The sequence below is a fragment of the Sulfurovum xiamenensis genome (assembly GCF_030347995.1).
In the GTDB taxonomy this organism is placed as follows: domain Bacteria; phylum Campylobacterota; class Campylobacteria; order Campylobacterales; family Sulfurovaceae; genus Sulfurovum; species Sulfurovum xiamenensis.
Genome location: NZ_JAQIBC010000002.1, coordinates 338748 through 356511, shown reverse-complemented (window position 1 = coordinate 356511; position 17764 = coordinate 338748). Strand labels below are relative to the sequence as shown.

Genomic DNA, 17764 nt, shown 5'->3' with positions numbered 1-17764 from the left:
TGCTATAATCTTCCCCATGAATATTACAGAAAACCTACAAAAAGCAAAACAATTACTGGAAGAATCAGATGCACTTTTTATCACTGCAGGTGCAGGGATGGGTGTGGACAGTGGATTGCCTGACTTTAGAGGAGTGGAGGGCTTTTGGAATGCCTATCCAAAGGCCAAAGAGTTGGGGCTTCATTTTGAAGAGATGGCTAATCCGGAGTGGTTTGAGTCTGACCCTCGGTTGGCTTGGGCTTTTTATGGTCATAGATTACACCTTTACCGTGATACAGTACCTCATGAGGGCTTTAGAAAGCTTTTGGAACTATCTAATACTAAAAAATATGGAGCTCATATTTTTACCTCAAATGTAGATGGACAGTTTCAAAAATCTGGTTTCAAAGAGGAGCAGATCATGGAGTGTCACGGTTCCATTCACCATATGCAGTGTATCGATAATTGTCAAGGCATGCTTTGGAGTGCGAATGATACTTTTATAGAGATAGAAGAGGGGTTTAAAGCCAAAGAACCTTTACCTTCCTGTCCTTTCTGTGGGGCTATGGCACGCCCGAATATTTTGATGTTCGGGGATTTTGGTTGGGAGTATGCACGTACCGATGGACAAAGAGAGAGACTAAGTCGTTGGATGGACTCTTTGGAAAAGGAGGGGGTAAAGCTTGCTATCGTAGAGCTAGGGGCAGGAACTGCTGTACCAACGGTCAGAAATACGTCTGAACAGATAGCCAGAAGATTTGATGTTCCTTTGATACGTATCAACCCAAGAGAGAGTTTTGGAGCAGAGATAGGTCTTCCTATGGGTGCCGTTGAAGCATTGAAGAAGATTATTTAGATAATAGAGTATCTTTAAAATGCAGTATTGTTAAGCTCTTCTATGTCACTCATGGTTTGGCTTTGACTCTCTTTTTCTGATTCTTTAGCATTTAGGACCTTTACATCTATCTTTACGTTTGATAGTTCATTGGCTTCCGCCTCTCTGGTTACAGCCTCCACTTTATTTTTGATGGTAGTAGGATCTATTTTGGGAGAAAAAGGTTTTATTTTTGGTTGTCTTTGTGCCTTTTTGAGTGCTTTATGTATCTCGATCAAACCCGTTTCATAACTACATAATTTATCATAGTTCTCCATATCCCGTTCCAACATGGCTATGGTGTAACTTTCTATCATCCTTGTCTTTCGCAGGAGCATTTTTTGTGCATACTTTTCTCTTGCTATTTCCACACCCCGTTTAATTTCGGGAGACAGTGCATTTTCATAGGCTATTTTTGCTTTATTAGTGCCATTACCACTCTTTTTAATATAGAGTTTTTTGGCACCATCTGTGATATGTTTCATGCCAAATGCTTGGCTTACACCATCAAAAATATCCATATAGAGCCCTTGTTTTTTAGGGTTGGATGATGTATTGAGCGGATTGTCCAAGTAGTGCTGACACTGAAGATTTGATTTCATGATAAACTCGCCTATCATGGCATTACGATCTTCTTTTGTAGGTGACACTTTATCAACAGTAGCGATAAACATAGACCTATCTGTATGAAAACCGGCTACTTTGCGCTTTTTTTCCTCAGGTTCTGGCGTATCAGAACCACATCCATTGATAAGCAATAGAATAGATGCTGCTACCATAGTATGGATCTTATTTTTTATCATACATACACTCGCTTGTAATTAATATGATATTATACCATTTCGCTACAATTAATACTTTGATAGACTATCTGGAATTTTATACCTGATAACTATGATTATCTTCAGAATATATAGGCTTGATCAAGCAAAGTGGAAGGTTTGTTATGCGTTGTTTTTCTTGTTCAAAATTAAGTTTTAAGATCATTTGCAAGCAATGTGTAGAACACTTGTTTATACCTACGGTAAGTACTCGAAAAGTAGGAACACTGGATGTCATCAGCTTTTTTAAGTACTCCACACTGGAGACACTGCTACATAGTAAACATAAACCCGAAGGATACCGTATCTACAAAGCTTTGGCCCATATGACCATGAAACCATTTATTGAAGAGTTTGTAGAGTCTGATGAGAGAGCTGTTTATATAGTGGGCATAGATGAATATGTCAAAAGCGGATATTCTCATGTGGCACTGCTCACACAGGCGATGAAGACAAAAACCTCTATCATACAACACAGTGCACTCATGGCACAGAACAGGGTGAACTATTCGGGTAAAAACCTACAGTTCCGTTTGGAAAACCCGAGGGATTTTCTTTATAAAGGTAAGTCAGGTATAGATGTGATATTGGTAGATGATATCATCACAACGGGTATTACACTGCAAGAAGCACAAAAAGTACTGATATCTCACGGAGTCAATGTACTCTTCGCTTTGACTTTAGCTGATGCAGAGGAATCCTGATCTGTTGAATGCAGTAATATCTGTATACTCCTTAAGTGTAGCTAGAATGGTAAACATTATAAAATATGTTAAATTATAAGGTTTTAGAACTATAGGATACAATTTTTATTATAAACCAGTTAAGAATACTTTTCCTACACACTCTTTGCACATTATCGTCTTATACTTTAAGTTAAATCAATAAATAGAATTATCTAAATGTTATAAAATGGTTTAGATGCATGTGTGGCATCTTTAAATCAGATTCTAACACAATGAGGAGAATGTCATGTTTGATAACAAAAAATTTATACAACATACTTCGGGTGGGGGTATGTCGAACCAGGACTGGTGGCCTAACCAGTTGAAACTCGATATTTTGCACCAACACTCTTCACTATCCAATCCTATGGGTGATGATTTCAACTATGCTGAAGCCTTTAATAGTCTTGATCTTGAAGCTGTAAAAAAAGATCTCATTGCAGTGATGACCGACTCTCAGGATTGGTGGCCAGCAGATTTTGGTCACTATGGCCCACTGTTCATACGTATGGCATGGCACAGTGCAGGTACTTACCGTAGTGGTGACGGCCGTGGTGGTGGGGGGAGTGGAAATCAGCGTTTTGCACCCCTTAACAGCTGGCCTGATAATGTCAATCTCGATAAAGCACGTAGATTGATATGGCCAGTGAAGCAAAAGTATGGTCAAAAGATCTCCTGGGCTGACCTGATGATACTTGCAGGTAATGTTGCGATGGAATCCATGGGCTTTAAGACCTTTGGTTACGGAGGTGGACGTGAAGACATTTGGGAACCGGAAAAGGACATTTACTGGGGTATGGAAAGTACCTGGTTGGATGACAAGCGTTATTCCGGTGATCATGAGGAACTTGAAAATCCTCTTGCAGCCGTTCAAATGGGATTGATCTATGTAAACCCTGAAGGTCCCAACGGAAACCCGGATCCTCTTGAAGCAGCCAAGGATATCCGTGAAACCTTTGCCAGAATGGCCATGAACGATGAAGAGACAGTTGCCCTGATAGCGGGGGGACACACTTTTGGAAAATGCCATGGAGCCGGTGATGCAGCCCATGTCGGTCCAGAGCCTGAAGCAGCGGGGATCGAGGAACAGGGACTCGGTTGGAGCAGCAGTTACGGCACAGGAAAAGGTGGTGATACGATCGGTAGCGGACTGGAAGTGACCTGGACCAAGACACCGACACAATGGAGCAGTAACTTCTTAGAAAACCTTTTCGGCTATGAATGGGAACTGACAAAAAGCCCTGCAGGTGCCCATCAGTGGAGAGCGATAAACGCGGAGGATACGATACCGGATGCCCAGGATCCATCAAAACATCATACACCCACCATGTTGACCACAGACCTCTCGCTTCGTTTTGATCCTGTGTACGAAAGGATCTCACGACATTTCTTAGAAAATCCCACTGACTTTCAAGATGCCTATGCCCGTGCATGGTTCAAGTTGACCCACCGTGATATGGGACCGAAGTCACGATATCTGGGTCCTGAAGTACCGGATGAGGATCTCATCTGGCAAGATCCCATTCCTGCTGTGGATCATACTCTGATCGATGATGCAGATATTGCTTTGCTTAAGGCTAAAGTTCTTGATTCCGGACTCTCTGTCTCGGAACTGGTATCAACAGCCTGGGCATCTGCTTCAACCTTCCGTGGTTCTGATAAACGCGGCGGTGGTAACGGTGCACGTATCCGTCTGGCACCCCAGAAAGACTGGGAAGTAAACCAGCCAGATCAACTTTCAAAAGTACTTGCTATACTCCAAGGCATCCAGCACGAGTACACTGAGAGCCAGCCTGGAGACAAGAAGGTTTCACTCGCTGATCTTATCATACTGGCAGGCTGTGCAGGTGTTGAAGAGGCAGTGAAGCGTGCCGGTCATGATGTCACGGTGCCATTTACACCGGGCCGTATGGATGCTTTAGAGGAACAGACTGATGTGACTGCCTTTGATGTACTCGAACCGGTCGCGGATGGTTTCCGTAACTATTTGAAGACACAATTCTCCGTCTCTGCTGAAGAGATGCTTGTAGATCGGGCTCAACTGCTCACGCTAACAGCACCAGAGATGACTGTACTTCTTGGAGGCATGCGTGTTTTGGATACCAATGTTGATCAAGCGCAGCATGGCCTCTTTACTGAGCGTCCAGGGTTGCTGACGAACGATTTTTTCATCAATCTGCTTGATATGGGTACTGTATGGAAGGCAGTTTCAGAGGATAAGGATATCTTTGAAGGGTCTGACCGTGTGACAGGTGAGCCTAAGTGGACTGGGACACGTGTCGATCTGATCTTTGGTTCAAATTCCCAGCTACGTGCCCTGGCTGAAGTCTACGGAAGTTTGGATGCGCGAGAACGTTTTATCCATGACTTTATAGCCGCATGGACCAAGGTGATGAATCTGGATCGGTTCGATCTTGACGCGTAGTTGTGATATAAAGGATGGAGTTATCAGGATATTTCAACTCTAAGTATTGCATGGTACAATCCTTAAAAATACTGAGATCTGTGAAAATGCCATGGGTACTTGTGACAGGTTTTATAAGGATATAGAATGACTTTAGAAGAGATTGAGTTTGAGTTGGAGCTGGCAGGGTTGAGTAGAGAACAACAGGTGAAATTATTATCATTTGTAAAAATGAACGGTTTTGATGCAAAAACTCTCGATAAAAAACTGCAACTTATGGGCTATGAAGCGATCTTCAGTATATATGATGTAGAGGATGATCAAAAGTAGGATTGAACAGAAGTACTGTTTTACTTGTGTATGGCGGGACTTGGAGTATGCTTCATCCCATACAGGTCACCTTACGATCTCTGCATCATTACGTATCAACTCTATGATACCCCCCTCAACATTCAGTGGGGTAAATCCGTTTTTTTCTAAAATACGTGATGCTTTAATGCTTCTACTCCCTGACCGGCAATAGACCATAATAGGTTTGGATCTCACTTTTTCCAGCCTGATAAGACTACTATCAAGTTGTTGAACCGGTATGTTTATAGCATTCTTTAAGTGTTTTTCTTCATACTCTTTGACCGTTCTTACATCAAGCAGTGTAATGTTGCTATCATCGGCTAAACGTACGATAGCCTGTTTGGCATTGATAAACTCAAAGTCTGCGAATATCCAGCCTTTAGAGTATGCAAAAGAGATAAATAAGCCTGCCATTGCGATCCAGTAAAGTATCATTGTAGAAATGAAAAAAATGATAAGTCGTGTGATTCGCATATAACTCCTTTTCTCTAAACATCTTCATAGTCAAGTATATCCAATATGTGTATGTTGTATAAACATAAGTATGTATAATATTTAATCACTATAGAACTGATCTTCGTATCATTTTCATGTATACTTTACTATACTATTTATCTTGTCCTGAAGGAGTAAAAATGATAGGTATAAATCGTCTGAAAGGGCAGGGGAGCCCCTCTACTTTGTTTGCAGCATTTTTGTATTTTGATTTTAGTTTTATGGTCTGGACGATACTTGCACCACTTGCTACAGAGATCACGGACAGCTTGGCCAATTATGGATTTTTAATGACATCTTCCGAGACAGCAACACTTCTTTCGGTGCCCATACTGGTAGGGTCACTATTGCGTGTCGTACTCGGTTTTTTAGTCGGTAAAATCGGTGCTAAAAAGAGTGCTTTGGGAGCACAGGTTATTGTCATATTAACCCTGTTTTATGTGACATCATTTGGTGAGCATATCTCTTATGAAGAGTTGTTGTTCGTAGGTGTCGGACTTGGTTTTGCAGGGGCATCCTTTGCGGTGGCTTTACCCCAGGCAGGGCAATGGTATCCACCAAGATTACAAGGGGTTGTACTTGGTATCGCGGGTATAGGAAATATAGGTGTGGTACTTGGTTTTCTTTTTGCACCTAAGATCGCTGAGATCTGGGGATGGAAATCGGTATTTTTTGTAGTTGCAATTTTGTCTCTGCTCATTTTTGTCATGTATGTTTTAATGGCAAAAGATGCGCCCAAAGAAGTGTATGTCCCAAGACCCAAAAATCTCTCTGATTATATAAGGCTCTTAAAAGATAGGGATACATGGTGGTTCAACCTCTTTTATGCTGTGAGTTTTGGCGCTTTTGTAGGATTTGCCATGTATATGAAGGTCTATCTGATGGCGATGTATTCTAATGAGATGGCACTGTTTGGATCAGAAATATTGGGAGAAGAGAACATCCATGTGGTTGCGGGTTATTTTGCAGCATTTTGCATCATGGCTGGTGCGCTGCTTAGACCTGTAGGCGGAGCTGTCGCCGATAGAGTGGGAGGGATCAAGTCACTTTATATTTATTTTTCAAGTGTTACATTGCTTATCTTTATCAATGCCTTTATAGGATTGTCATTTTGGTTTGCGATTTTTGTTATGTTCCTTATTATGGCAAACCTTGGTATGGCAAATGGTGCTCTGTTTCAACTTGTACCACAGAGGTTTTCCAAAGATATAGGTATTATGACCGGTCTCATTGGAGCAGCCGGTGCACTTGGAGGGGTAGGAATTTTAGTAGTACTCGGAGCATCTACAATGATGTTTGGGGATTATACTATAGGGTTCCTGTTTATAGCTGCAAATGCCTTGATCGCTATGGCAGGACTAAGTTTGGTAAAGACTAGATGGCGAACCACATGGGGTGCCAAATCTGGAGGAATCATATGATTCCGAACTGTTTCATAATATTAATATTATGAAAATATAATACTATACTGATGTTGGTTCAATGTATGACCAATGTTTATACATAAAAACTTAGGAAATAAAGGGAGACAATGGAAGTAACAAACACAGAAGTCAATAAATATGTAGATATGGCAATACAGTACGGTACTGAATATGGCATAAAGGTGATCGGTGCTATCGCCATTTTTGTCATTGGTAAATGGGTGGCACATAAAATCTCTGCTTTCATTAAAAAACTTATGGAGCGCGGAGAGATCGATACGACGCTCAGTGCATTTATAGCAAGTGTCATCGATATACTTCTGCTGATTGTAGTGGTCTTAGCCGCGATCAATAATCTAGGTGTCGATACCACCTCGTTCATAGCGATATTGGGTGCGGCCGGTTTGGCTATAGGTTTGGCACTTCAGGGTACATTTGGAAATATCGGTGCGGGTGTGATCTTGATACTGTTCCGTCCTTTTGAAGTAGGGAACTTCGTTACCGTAGCAGGGGAGAGCGGCACAGTGGAGGCTATCACACTATTCAATACAACACTTTTAACACCGGACAATAAGGTCATTTTAATTCCAAACAGTGCGGTTGCTTCAGGGAATATCACGAATTTTTCCAAAAAAGAAGAACGCCGTGTTGATTTTGTATTTGGTATAGGTTATGATGATGATCTAAAACTGGCAAAGGCAACCCTACAAGAGATCATTGATGCGGACACACGTATATTGAAGGATCGCGCAAGTTTTATAGGTGTAGGTGAGCTTGGAGACAGTTCTGTGAACTTTACGGTACGTATATGGGTCAAAGCTGCAGATTACTGGGGTGTACATTTTGATACCATTGAAAAGGTAAAACTTACATTTGATGAAAAAGGTATCTCTATCCCTTACCCGCAAATGGATATTCACACACATGTGGCAAACGCTTAGATACTATCTTGATCATTTAAAAAATCAAACCTTATAGAATTATATATTTTATAAGGTTTTCTCTTCACACTAGTTTCACACTTCTATTTTATACTTCATCTGAATTTGGATAAAGCGTTTCTGATTTGAATATCAGATAAGCATTACAAAAAAATTAAAAGGATTTATAATGAAAAAATTAACAGCAATCTTACTTCTAACAATCGGTTTAGCTTCAAGCGCTATGGCACATCATCCTGCACCAGTAGATCAAGCTGGCTCAGGAATACCAGATAATTCTGGACACTGGGATGCATTTCTTGGTGGTCTCTAGTTCATTATATTAATATATTTTGGATAAAAAAAGCAAGGCGTATCCTAAGTTTGGGATATGCCTTTTTTTATTTCTTCGATCAAAACACCAATTTTTAAACTAATTTTTTTTGTTGCACCAGAACCTCATAAAGTTATATATTTTATAAGGTTTTGAGAACAAGACATATTGTCTTGTCCTATATTTATCACACTAATTCGCTTCTAACGATTTGAACCGCTTTAACCATATTACTTAGGCTAGGTTTTACTTCTTCCCACTTTCGTGTTTTTAGTCCACAGTCTGGATTGATCCAAAGCTGCTCTTTTGGAAGAACTTCAAGTAGTAGTTTGATCTGTTGTACGATTTCTTCAACACTAGGTACTCTTGGAGAGTGGATATCATATACACCTGGTCCAACTTCTTGCTTGTAGCCGACTTGTTTAAAGATTTTAAGCAGTTCATTGCCGCTTCTGGCTGTCTCTATCGAAATGACATCAGCATCCATCGCTTCAATGGTTTTGATGATATCATTGAATTCACTATAACACATATGTGTATGTATCTGTGTTTCTTCTTTTGCAGTGCTTACGGCAATTTTGAAGTCTCTGACTGCCCACGCTTCATACGTCTTTATATCCGCTTCTCTTAACGGGTATCCCTCTTTAAATGCCGCTTCATCAACTTGTATGATTTGAATGCCTGCATTTTGCAGGTCATCTATCTCATCACTTAAGGCCACAGCGATTTGCTTGGAAACTTCATCTCTTGGTTTATCATCCCTTACAAAAGACCAGTTGAGTATGGTAACGGGACCGGTTAACATTCCTTTCATGATTTTTTCTGTTTTACTTTGGGCATATTTCATCCATTCCACAGTCATGGGTTTTGGTCTGCTGATATCTCCGTAGATAAATGGTGGCTTTACACATCTGCTCCCATAGCTTTGTACCCAGCCATTTTGGCTAAATCCATATCCTTGGAGCTGCTCGCCAAAATATTCAACCATATCATTTCTTTCAGGCTCTCCATGGACTAATATATCAAGACCACACGCTTCCTGAAATGCCACACAGTCATCAATATAGGCTTTCATCTGCTGTTCATAGTCTTCTTTTGAAATGAGCCCGTTCTTAAACGCTTGTCTGGCCTTTCTCACTTCAGGTGTTTGAGGGAATGAACCTATCGTTGTTGTTGCCAGTTCTCTATAGCCTAAAATTTCTTTTTGAATTTTGATCCTTTCTTCATACTGACCGTCTCTGGTAAATTTATTAAAGTTGGCTACTTTGTTTTGTACATTTTTGTCATGTATAACAGTAGAGGTTTTTCTGTGTTTATTGGCTTGAGTATTGTTTTCCAGAACTACCTTTTCATGGTTGTTCAGACTCTCTTCCCCCTCAAAAAATAGTTTGGATATCAAAGAAACTTCATCCAGTTTTTCAACGGCATAGCTCAACCAGTTCTTAATCTCTCTATCCATTTTTTCTTCATACTTCAGTGTAAATGGCGTATGCAAAAGAGAACAAGAAGATGAAACAAACAGTTGTTCTTTTGGTACAACTTTTGCAATGTCCTCCAAAAGCTCTAGCGTACGCTTTATATCATTTTTCCAGATGTTTCTACCATCTACTACGCCTGCAATCAATTTTTTATCACTGTTGGCAATACGCGCTAAAGACTCCTTGTTTTTCTCTCCATACAAAAAGTCCAGTCCAAGCCCCCAGATCGGTGTATTGACCAAAATTCTAGTTGCTTCATTTGAGTGTTCAAAGTAAGTAGTCACAATGATTTTAATCGACTCAGAGATAGTCGAAAGCGCGTCATAGGTAGGTTTGATCAGGCTTAAAACTTTTGGGTCATTATCCTTTACAAAGATAGGTTCATCTATCTGTACGGTAATCTCATCATCAAGTGTAGCGATCTCTTTGAGCAATGATTCATAGATCGGTAACACTTTTGAGTGCAGCATATACGTATCTCCCCTGTCTACCCTTTTTGAGAGCCCCAGGAATGTGATCGGTCCGATAAGGTTAATCTTGGTCTTAATACCTTGTGCCTTTGCCTCTTTATATTCATTGATTATCTTCTCGCTGTTAAGTCGGTACTCATCTTCAAGGCTGAGTTCTGGCACGATGTAGTGATAATTGGTATTAAACCATTTGGTCATTTCCATGGCCACACTCTCTTTATTCCCTCTAGCCATAGAGAAATACTGCGTTTCGTTCGCTAGATCGCTGAACCTTTTTGGCATGGCACTCAGCATAATCGCCGTATCCAACATTGTGTCATAGTAACTGAAATCATTCGAACTGATATACTTTATACCCGCCTCTTTTTGATAATTCCAGTGTCTTTTTTTTAGTTCCTTTGCGACATTTTCAACTTCATTGAATGAACATTTCTGTGCCCAAAAACTCTCAAGTATTCTTTTTAATTCTCTTTGTTCTCCAATTCTTGGAAAACCTGTAATATAGCTTTTTTTTGACATTACTCTATCCTTTGGTTATGTGTTATTGTGTATTGATATTAGATGTATTGGAAATTAAAAAGTAATGTAAGGAGGATGTACTCCGGTCCTTCTAAATGCGAACCAGGTCGTATAGTAGGGACATCGCGGAATATAATGATTGATCTTTAAAATGATTCTGGTTCTTAACTTATAAAAGCAGTTACAATGGCAAGACTTTGCATTTGTAATAAGGAATAAGTTTAAGAGCTCGGTTGGAGGATCATTTTCATCCGCTTCCGTTGCTTCTTTTGGAGTCATATTGACTAAAAGATGGTCGATCTTGATGGTTTGACTTTCAATTTTACGCTGAACAGTATGTGCCAAGATGGATGCTAGTGTAAAATAGCGTTTCCCAAACCCTTTAGGTGACTTCACTTTTGCCCTCAATTTTTTAAATATTTATGAAATCATATCGTAAATACTATATACAAATGATAAAGTAATGCCTCTACACAAATCAAGTAAAAAATATCAATAAAGATCATTATCAAACTTACTCTCAAAGAAAATAGTCAATAACCTTATAATCTAACATATTTTATAACGTTTTTCGCTATAGCGGCGTTTGCGAGCCATGAAATCATACCCTTCGATAGAAAACCTTATAAAATGTTCTATATAGGAGGTTTTATAATGAAAACTATAAAAGAAAGCATAAGCTCAAAAGAGTTTAAAAAACTAATGATTTACACTAGAGGTAGAGAGGATCTAAGACGAAATACAAAAAAGAATTTGCTTAGAACATTTGTCTTTTTGTATTACACAGGTGCCAGATTAAATGAGCTTCAAACACTTAAAATTAAAGATGTAAAAAAATTACTCGAAAAAGGTGAATTGTTTCTGTTTACACAAAAGACAAATTCCCAAAGGAAACTATACTTATCTCCTCGCTTCAAACATGATTTGATAAATCTTGAATTTGAAGACGATGGAGAATGCAACTTAATACAACGTGCAGGTCATCCAAAAAGTTCAATGCATCCTTTAAGCTATATTACTATAGTTAATAAGTTCATAAAAGACACTTTGGGACCAAACTATACATCTCATAGCTTTAGGCAAGGATTATTGACTGAAATGGCATCTAAGGGCATTAATGTTCAGATCATGGCAAAGTTTGTTGGACACAGCTCTTTTAAGACAACACTAAACTATGTCAAACCAACAGATGAGATGGTTATGTCTTCACTTGTTAGATAGTAAGATTATAATTTTTAGATACTCTAATCCTCATCATAAGGTTTAAACTCTCCATATTCTATTGGATATGGAGATGGGTATTTGTCAACGATTTTTTTAACGTCATCGACATATTCATCATCTTTTAGCCAACCACCTACGATGAATACTTTTCTTTTTAAATGTCTCATAATCATTACATCAGCAAATCTTCCATTGTCATGTAGCTCAGGATAAACCAACTTTAAATACTCTTGGTGTTCTCTCTGATATTGTCCAGCTTTAGTTTTAAACCAGCGTTTTTCACTTATAGCATCTTGAATATCTTCAATCTCCATTTGAAACTCATATTTAAGTGATCGAGGTGCTTGCTTTTTTAAGTCTTTTAGCAATTGCTTCTTATTTGTAAGAATTTCAATAGAATCCTCTTCTGAATATCCTTTGAATTTTATGAGATCTTTAAAAAGAACAATTAATTTATCAACCTCTTTAGTAATTAGTGAAGGTTTAGTCTCTCCAGTATCATGCTGTACTTCATAAATAAAGTCATTGTTTATGATTATTGCATCACCTAAATCATTTGAAGCAATCGGTATCCATTTTTGTTCATCCCAACCAGTCCAAGTTTTAGCATTATATAGCTCTTTCCCTTCTTTTAATGTTGAAAAAAAAGTCCAATTAACAACGGGGATGGTTTTTCTTTTAAAGCTGCTAAAGATGTTTAACAATTTTATTCTCCATTAATCTATTACTTTTAATTTAACTTGAGCACCATCGGGAAGATCTTTAATCTGTTTTCCAACATCTCCAGAATATCTAATAATCTCCACAAGAGGAGCAGTTTTTATATTATCAATTCCATATTCACCACCGAGTGCCCCAGGAATAACCAAATAATATTTTTTACCTTCTTCTAACGGTCCCAACTTGTCTTGTGCTACATCTACCAATGCCCTCATATACCAATCTTCTAAAAACTCTTGATCTTTAGATAAAGTATCAAGTTCTTCTTGGTTCTGTGCCACAATCTCACAATAAACATCTTCTGGGCATAAGCGCCAAAATTTACCATCAGTATCTTTAATCATCAGGTTGCCAAAGTCATTCTCTCCAATGACCTCTACAGGGTTGATGCCTATCCAGCCCCAAGATTCTTTAATTTCTTCTACAATGTTCATGTTTTGATTGCGTCCAACTATTTATTTTCTCTTACGATATTTAGAGAGAGTATAGCAAAAATATACTCTCTCCAAAACCTTATAAAATATGTTAGATTATAAGGTTTTCCATTTTTCAGCAACCCACATTCTAATTGTTCGTTTATTTGAAAAATACAAGCTATTGTTTATATAATGTTTGTTAAATAAATAGTTATCTATCTAATTGGGGGAAGTATTGGATATATTTGTAGTATCTTTTTTTGTAGTTATTTCGTTTTTTATCGCTAAATTTTTTTCAAAAGAAAAAAACTCTTTGTCAATCAAAGATCAGAGAAATACTAAAGTCATAACAAATAAACATGGAAATGTTTTTTATCAAATTAATGAAGAAAATATTTATAGTGGCAAAGTAAAATCAATCATAATTGCTCTAGAAAGCCCCACTGAAGCTAACTTTACAATTAGAAAAAAGACTTGGATTGAATCAGTTCTTGTCAAACTACACATCTTGAATATTTTTAAAACCAAAAATAGCAAGCTTGACGAAAACATCATTTGTATGTCCGATGAAGAACTACTTCAGGAAAGGCTGTTAAACCCTGCACTCCAAAACGCTCTTCTATCTCTGTTTGAACAAAAATTTCAATATGCAGTTAAAAACATTGAAATTTCAAACGAAGAAAAAATGTTTTTTATCAAATTCAATCTAAAATTAAAATTCAAAAGAAAAGCACTTGATATGGGCTATTTTCTTGATATCTTCAATCAGAATATTTACAGAATCATTGAGCTTTTAGATCTGAAGCCTATTACCAATAAAACAGAAATCAAGTTATATGAAAAACTCATATCAATAAAATTTCTTCTATTCTTCATTGCTTTGATGAGTTTTTTTCTTACTATTACAGAAAGTCATAAAATTTACCCCTCTGTAATAGACTCATCAAAATATATATTATATTCAAGTATCGCAAGTTTAGTTTTTGCATCTTGTATTTTTTATAGGATATTTAAGATAACTAAAAATAGCTCTAAACGACTACAAATTTCTTTAAGATATTTTATTTTCTCAATAATATCTAGTATTCTTCTACTTGGATTGATAATCAAATACAGTAATACAATTTTAGATAAGAGCCAACCGAATATGGTTGTTTATAAGGTGTCAGGAAAATTTGTAAGAGCCCGGTACAGGTGTTATTTTGACGTGGCTAATGAAAATGCTAAAATCGATGTCAGAGTCCCTCGTATTTTATACAATCAAAAACAAAAAGGTGATTATGTGAAACTACATATAAAGAATGGGTTTTTGGGAATATCTTGGGTAAGTAATGTTGAGTAATATAGACAATAATCAAAAATCCGTAGACGGCTTTTTGATTCCCTATTTCAAACTTTAATTCTATATATAATTGAAAACCTTATAAAATATATAACTTTATAAGGTTTTCTATAGGAGGTTACATATCGTTGATTAATTGATTGCCATGACATGACAGATGAGATATTGTTCCTGAAACAACAACAGGTTGGAGTTCTTTGAAAAGTTCACCGTCTTTATTTTCAAATACTGAAGTAATTATTCCATCTTTTTTCATTTCAATAAATATTTCGTAATCAATAATTTGATTTTTTGGAATATTAAATATAGCTACTGCTGATCGTGGATTTGCATCTTGAAAAATTGATATAGATTTATAATATGTATCTGACTTTATATGTATTGGAATACTTGAATAAAATCTACAAATCTGTTCTTTAATGATTTTTGTTTTTATATTTGACACACCATAAAGTTCTTTAATGGCAGAGTCAACAGTAGAAGCTTTCCAAACGGCATTGTTATCCAATTTTGTTTCTATTTTAGAAGTATGTATTTTTGACATCTTTCTACTTTTATGAATTGTAAAATTTTGCTGTTCTTGTTTGCCTGTATTATGAGTAAGAACTACATCAAAAGTGTCTTTTTTTGTTAAATTTTTAAACTTAAATTTAATAGTTGGCTTTCTCCTAACAAACGGACTAGCTAAAAAGTCAAATACATTTGTGCCACCAACAGATGCAGTAATGTTGGAAATAAAATCTTCTTCTATCATTGGACTATTTAATCTCATTTTTACGCTGACCACATCATTTTTTTGCTTGCTTTTTATTGTATCAATTGTATTTTCAGCAGATAAAATAAAAGGAATTAACAATAAAACCAATACACTTAAATATCTATTCATTCATTTCCTTATTTTGTAATGTAATCAAACAAGAAAGTTAAACCCAATAGAGGTAGTCCAATCATAAAACTTATATTTCGAACTTTTGTCGCATAGTATTTAAACCAGTTATCCCTAATAAACATTTGTTCATCAGATGTACGAGTTGCCTCAGATTTCAAAGAAATAATTCGATATTTTTCTTTATTCTCTTTATTAATATGGCACCCAGTTCCAATAATTTGTGAAGCTAATAATAAAAGACCCAGTCCTATAAACAAAACCCCTATTTGTCCCAGATACATAATCTACCCCATCTTTTTTTCATTTTATAGCAAAAAGTATAACTAAGGTTATCTACCTTTAAACTTTTTTATGAAAACCTTATAAACTATATAACTTTATAAGGTTTTCTTTCTATGAGTTGATAATGTTATTCGTCTTCTTTGGCAAATTTTTCATAAAAAAATGCCACAATGGCTTCTCTGCATCTGATATACTCAGGATCATGTTGAAGTTCAACTCTGTTTCTTGGACGCTCCAGATTTACTTCGAGTATCTCTCCGATAGTCGCTGCAGGGCCATTGGTCATCATGACAACTCTATCACTGAGCAGTACGGCTTCATCTATGTCATGTGTCATGATGATCATGGTTGTATTCACAGTTTGCTGTATATGCATTAAAAGTTCTTGCAGCGTTGTTCTTGTTAACGAGTCAATCGCTGCAAAAGGTTCATCCATCAGTAAAACATCGGGTTCGATAGAAAGCGCTCTTGCGATATCTGCACGCTGGTTCATACCTTCGGAGATATCACAGGGAAGTTTATCTTTAGCCGCATCCAAGTTTACCATGGAGACAAAATTTTCTACACGTTCACGTAAGGTGAGGGCATCAAGTTTAGGCATTATTTTTCTAATGGCCATCTCTATATTTTCATATACGCTTAACCATGGAAGTAAAGAGCCATGCTGAAATACGACTGCTCTGTCCGGTCCCGGTTCACTCACTGCATTTCCATTTAGAATAATCTCACCTTGAGACTGTTTCTCAAGTCCCAAGATGATATTCAGTAATGTTGATTTACCGCATCCTTTGTGTCCAATGATAGAAATGATTTCATTTTTTTTAATGTCTAAATTGACATCGGTCAATGCAATATACGCTTCTTTCCCAGACGTAGGAAATCTTTTTTCAATATTTTTTAAACTTAGAAATTCACTCATGATGCTCTACCTTTTTTTGTGTAATCAAAGAAATCAGATACTTTTCTCATCATGAGATCTAAAATAAACCCGATGATACTAACAAGGAACATACCAATAATGACATGACTATAAGCAAGGTCATCGTATGCATTCCAGATCCATGTTCCTATACCAATCCCACCGGCCAACATTTCAGCACCAATGATCACTAACCATGAAAGTCCCAGTGAGAGTCTCATACCGGAAAAGATGTATGGTACAGCAACAGGAAGTATGATCTGTACGACTTTTTCAAGTGCATTAAATCTTAAGACCCTGGCCACATTCATATAATTTTCACTTACACTGCGTACACCCAAGACCGTATAGATCATGACCGGCCATAGTGAGGTAAGGAAAATGGTTGAGATCACTGTCATATTACTATCTTTGAAGATAAAAAGTAACAGGGGTAACCATGCCAATGGGGATACAGGCTTTAATAGATGAATAATAGGATCAAAGGCATATTGAAGATTTTTGCTCATACCTATGTGTAAGCCCAATGGGATCCCTATGATCAGTGAAAGTGCAAATCCACCAAAAACCTTTTTAAGCGATGCTAAGAGATGCCAAAAGATCCCTTTATCCTCTTCACTATCTATATAAAAAGGGTTAGCAAATATACCATCGATTTCATCTCCTTCAGCATCTTCCCCACCAAAAGCTGCTAGATAGGTATTGGCAGGAGTTGGGAATCCGTCCACCACACTTGCGATGCCACTCCATATACCCCAGATCGTGCTCAATACCAATAGTGGTAATATGATCTTTTTTATAAGCTCATATTTCATCTTTTCTCCTTTAATGTGCACGTTTAAAAAAACTATAGTTTTTTGACATAGTTATACTTTCATATGGGTCCACCCCTATGACATATGGAGATCTTTAAGAGTTAATACCTTTGTATTTACAGGTACCTGAAGTGAGATAAGGAGATTACATTGTATTCAAAAAAGGAGGATTTAATTCACTTCAGGCACTTGTAAATACAGAACATTATGCTTTGTATTTACATTTTTTTAGTGACAAATGTAGGATTTTTAAATTCAGCCGGTCCATGAGTACAAATATACTCTGGCTGTTTGGTTTTAACTATCCCTCTATTTGTTTTAGATAACTCTTTTTAAATTCCTTTTAACTATGTGTGATTCAAG

At 37.1% G+C, this 17764-nt stretch carries 19 protein-coding genes; 9 read left to right on the top strand and 10 right to left on the bottom strand.

The window, feature by feature from the left end:
- Positions 1-16: 16 nt before the first annotated feature.
- Positions 17-835: an SIR2 family NAD-dependent protein deacylase gene (locus PF327_RS04905; RefSeq protein WP_289401551.1), complete on the top strand. Its 819-nt coding sequence runs from the start codon at positions 17-19 to the stop codon at positions 833-835.
- A 14-nt stretch (positions 836-849) separates the two neighbouring features.
- Here the strand turns inward: PF327_RS04905 and PF327_RS04900 are convergent, their stop codons facing one another.
- Positions 850-1656, bottom strand: coding sequence for a hypothetical protein (locus PF327_RS04900; protein ID WP_289401550.1), 807 nt, complete (start codon positions 1654-1656; stop codon positions 850-852).
- 143 nt (positions 1657-1799) lie between these two features.
- Between PF327_RS04900 and PF327_RS04895 the strand changes: the two genes are divergently transcribed.
- The 3 genes from PF327_RS04895 (at position 1800) to PF327_RS04885 (ending at position 5133) form a co-directional block, all read left to right on the top strand.
- Positions 1800-2378, top strand: coding sequence for a ComF family protein (locus PF327_RS04895; protein WP_008242523.1), 579 nt, complete (start codon positions 1800-1802; stop codon positions 2376-2378).
- A gap of 268 nt (positions 2379-2646) precedes the next feature.
- Positions 2647-4824: a catalase/peroxidase HPI gene (katG, locus tag PF327_RS04890; protein ID WP_289401549.1), complete on the top strand. Its 2178-nt coding sequence runs from the start codon at positions 2647-2649 to the stop codon at positions 4822-4824.
- A 126-nt stretch (positions 4825-4950) separates the two neighbouring features.
- Entirely contained in the window at positions 4951-5133 is a 183-nt protein-coding gene (locus tag PF327_RS04885) for a hypothetical protein (protein ID WP_289401548.1), read from the top strand.
- Between the two features lie 66 nt (positions 5134-5199).
- Here PF327_RS04885 and PF327_RS04880 read toward each other — a convergent pair whose 3' ends face one another.
- Positions 5200-5628 carry a rhodanese-like domain-containing protein gene (locus tag PF327_RS04880; RefSeq protein ID WP_289401546.1) on the bottom strand — a complete coding sequence of 143 codons (429 nt, stop codon included), beginning with the start codon at positions 5626-5628 and terminating at the stop codon, positions 5200-5202.
- Positions 5629-5789: 161 nt separating this feature from the next.
- Between PF327_RS04880 and PF327_RS04875 the strand changes: the two genes are divergently transcribed.
- The 3 genes from PF327_RS04875 to PF327_RS04865 all read left to right on the top strand — a co-directional run bounded on the left by PF327_RS04875 (position 5790) and on the right by PF327_RS04865 (position 8327).
- Positions 5790-7070, top strand: a complete 1281-nt coding sequence (locus PF327_RS04875; RefSeq protein ID WP_008242532.1) for an MFS transporter — start codon at positions 5790-5792, stop codon at positions 7068-7070.
- Positions 7071-7180: 110 nt separating this feature from the next.
- Complete coding sequence (locus tag PF327_RS04870; RefSeq protein WP_289401545.1) at positions 7181-8014, top strand: mechanosensitive ion channel family protein; 834 nt, start codon at positions 7181-7183, stop codon at positions 8012-8014.
- Between the two features lie 169 nt (positions 8015-8183).
- Positions 8184-8327, top strand: a complete 144-nt coding sequence (locus PF327_RS04865) for a hypothetical protein (RefSeq protein ID WP_155993683.1) — start codon at positions 8184-8186, stop codon at positions 8325-8327.
- 187 nt (positions 8328-8514) lie between these two features.
- On the opposite strand, the gene metE is transcribed toward PF327_RS04865, so the two are convergent.
- Both metE and PF327_RS04855 read right to left on the bottom strand, forming a co-directional pair.
- Positions 8515-10794: a 5-methyltetrahydropteroyltriglutamate--homocysteine S-methyltransferase gene (gene metE / locus PF327_RS04860; protein ID WP_008242550.1), complete on the bottom strand. Its 2280-nt coding sequence runs from the start codon at positions 10792-10794 to the stop codon at positions 8515-8517.
- 54 nt (positions 10795-10848) lie between these two features.
- Complete coding sequence (locus PF327_RS04855; RefSeq protein ID WP_289401543.1) at positions 10849-11190, bottom strand: hypothetical protein; 342 nt, start codon at positions 11188-11190, stop codon at positions 10849-10851.
- Between the two features lie 258 nt (positions 11191-11448).
- Between PF327_RS04855 and PF327_RS04850 the strand changes: the two genes are divergently transcribed.
- Positions 11449-12015 (top strand): tyrosine-type recombinase/integrase, encoded by a 567-nt coding sequence (locus PF327_RS04850; RefSeq protein WP_289401542.1) that lies wholly within the window; start codon positions 11449-11451, stop codon positions 12013-12015.
- A 23-nt stretch (positions 12016-12038) separates the two neighbouring features.
- On the opposite strand, the gene PF327_RS04845 is transcribed toward PF327_RS04850, so the two are convergent.
- Both PF327_RS04845 and PF327_RS04840 read right to left on the bottom strand, forming a co-directional pair.
- Positions 12039-12722 carry a hypothetical protein gene (locus PF327_RS04845; RefSeq protein WP_289401541.1) on the bottom strand — a complete coding sequence of 228 codons (684 nt, stop codon included), beginning with the start codon at positions 12720-12722 and terminating at the stop codon, positions 12039-12041.
- 12 nt (positions 12723-12734) lie between these two features.
- The gene (locus tag PF327_RS04840) at positions 12735-13172 is read right to left on the bottom strand and encodes a T6SS immunity protein Tdi1 domain-containing protein (protein WP_289401540.1); all 438 of its coding nucleotides are present in this window, start codon (positions 13170-13172) and stop codon (positions 12735-12737) included.
- A 217-nt stretch (positions 13173-13389) separates the two neighbouring features.
- Between PF327_RS04840 and PF327_RS04835 the strand changes: the two genes are divergently transcribed.
- On the top strand, positions 13390-14496 hold the full coding sequence (locus PF327_RS04835; protein WP_289401539.1) for a hypothetical protein: 1107 nt from the start codon (positions 13390-13392) through the stop codon (positions 14494-14496).
- A 118-nt stretch (positions 14497-14614) separates the two neighbouring features.
- On the opposite strand, the gene PF327_RS04830 is transcribed toward PF327_RS04835, so the two are convergent.
- The 4 genes from PF327_RS04830 to ntrB all read right to left on the bottom strand — a co-directional run bounded on the left by PF327_RS04830 (position 14615) and on the right by ntrB (position 17401).
- On the bottom strand, positions 14615-15382 hold the full coding sequence (locus tag PF327_RS04830) for a thiosulfate oxidation carrier complex protein SoxZ (protein WP_289401538.1): 768 nt from the start codon (positions 15380-15382) through the stop codon (positions 14615-14617).
- Positions 15383-15390: 8 nt separating this feature from the next.
- On the bottom strand, positions 15391-15666 hold the full coding sequence (locus PF327_RS04825; protein WP_289401537.1) for a hypothetical protein: 276 nt from the start codon (positions 15664-15666) through the stop codon (positions 15391-15393).
- A gap of 128 nt (positions 15667-15794) precedes the next feature.
- The gene (locus PF327_RS04820) at positions 15795-16586 is read right to left on the bottom strand and encodes an ABC transporter ATP-binding protein (protein WP_289401536.1); all 792 of its coding nucleotides are present in this window, start codon (positions 16584-16586) and stop codon (positions 15795-15797) included.
- A complete protein-coding gene (ntrB, locus tag PF327_RS04815; RefSeq protein ID WP_008242575.1) occupies positions 16583-17401 on the bottom strand; it encodes a nitrate ABC transporter permease in 819 nt (272 codons plus the stop codon). Before ntrB ends, PF327_RS04820 begins: the two co-directional genes overlap by 4 nt.
- Between the last annotated feature and the right edge of the window lie 363 nt (positions 17402-17764).